The sequence below is a fragment of the Campylobacter felis genome (genome assembly GCF_030250085.1).
GTDB lineage: Bacteria > Campylobacterota > Campylobacteria > Campylobacterales > Campylobacteraceae > Campylobacter_D > Campylobacter_D upsaliensis.
The window spans coordinates 1-946 of record NZ_JANURX010000038.1 but is presented as its reverse complement, the minus strand read 5'-3'; the positions used below and the strand labels follow the sequence as shown (position 1 = coordinate 946).

General features: G+C 40.3%; 1 rRNA gene. It reads right to left on the bottom strand.

From position 1 onward, the window contains the following. Nucleotides 1-716, bottom strand: a 16S ribosomal RNA gene (locus NYG92_RS09120); the annotation flags it as partial. Between the last annotated feature and the right edge of the window lie 230 nt (nt 717-946).

Here is a 946-nt window from a genome sequence, read left to right as displayed (position 1 = left end):
TATTACCGCGGCTGCTGGCACGGAGTTAGCCGGTGCTTATTCCTTTGGTACCGTCAAAATTCTTCCCAAAGAAAAGGAGTTTACGCTCCGAAAAGTGTCATCCTCCACGCGGCGTTGCTGCGTCAGGCTTTCGCCCATTGCGCAATATTCCCTACTGCTGCCTCCCGTAGGAGTCTGGACCGTGTCTCAGTTCCAGTGTGAGAGCTCATCCTCTCAGACCTCTTAAGCGTCATAGCCTTGGTAGGCTTTTACCCCACCAACTAGCTGATACTATATAGTCTCATCCCGCACCGAAAAATCTTCACCGCTTGAATTTCATCTTAAGTGAATATGAAATAACAAATCAAGCTTTAGAATTTAAAGTTAAAGCTTTTTAAAAACTTTGCTCTTGGCTCAAATTTAAAAAGTTTTTATTCTTGGTTTAAATTTAACAAAGTTTTTCAATCAAATTCAGGCCTTCATACTCAATTAAGATGAAAAAATCCAAGTCAGTTTGAATCATTAACTTTCCCCACCTCACCTGTGTGAGGCGGGAGTATGGGGTATTAGCACTCATTTCTAAGTGTTGTCCCCCAGTGCGGGGCAGATTAACTATACCTTACTCACCCGTGCGCCACTAATCCACCTCTAGCAAGCTAAAGGCTTCATCGTTCGACTTGCATGTATTAGGCACGCCGCCAGCGTTCACTCTGAGCCAGGATCAAACTCTCCATATTTTTATCTTCTTTAACGTCAGGCAAAGCCTGACTAAGAAGCAACACTAAAGATAAGATTGCTAAACACAATCCATTAATTAGGTTATTCCCTAGTATCTTTAGCTTTAGTGCTATGAAGTTTTAATCTAAAACTTTTATTTGTTTAGCTTTACTAATATATAGTAAAGTTGGCTCAATCGTCACTTATTTAGATTTCAAAGATTGACTATAAGATTTAAATAACAATGTTG